Raw genomic sequence first — 485 nt, 5'->3', positions numbered from 1 at the left:
TCAATGTCCGAGGCGAAAAGCTGTACTTATCGCCTGTGATGGACCTCTACAATGGGGAAATCGTGTCCTACTCAATACAGAAGCGGCCACAGTTCTCGCTGGTAGGGGGAATGCTCAAGAAAGCCTTGGCCAAGCTGGTCAACCAAGACGCACCGTTACTGCATTCCGACCAAGGTTGGCAATATCAGATGCCTGCTTACCGGCGCAAGCTTGCAGAGTATGGCGTAATCCAGAGCATGTCACGCAAGGGAAATTGTCTGGATAATGCCGCGATAGAGAGCTTCTTTGGAACGCTGAAGTCTGAATATTTCTACCTGAATCGGTTCGACGATATTGAACAGTTACAGGCGGGCATCCGCCAATATATCCATTACTACAACCACGAGCGTATCAAGACCAAGCTAAAAGGCCTGAGTCCGGTGCAGTACCGAAATCAGGCCTTAACCGCTTAGCTTTTCACTGTCCAAGTTTATGGGGTCAGTTCA

Annotated in this window: 1 protein-coding gene; it reads left to right on the top strand. The window is 49.5% G+C overall.

The window, feature by feature from the left end:
- The coding region (locus CXF87_RS12370) for an IS3 family transposase (protein WP_157826544.1) at positions 1-452 on the top strand (452 nt) is incomplete at its 5' end.
- Positions 453-485: the final 33 nt, after the last annotated feature.

The sequence above is a fragment of the Halomonas sp. MES3-P3E genome (genome assembly GCF_002836035.1).
Lineage (GTDB): Bacteria > Pseudomonadota > Gammaproteobacteria > Pseudomonadales > Halomonadaceae > Vreelandella > Vreelandella arctica.
The sequence above is the reverse complement of the archived record's forward strand: the minus strand, read 5'-3'. Positions and strand labels throughout refer to the sequence as shown.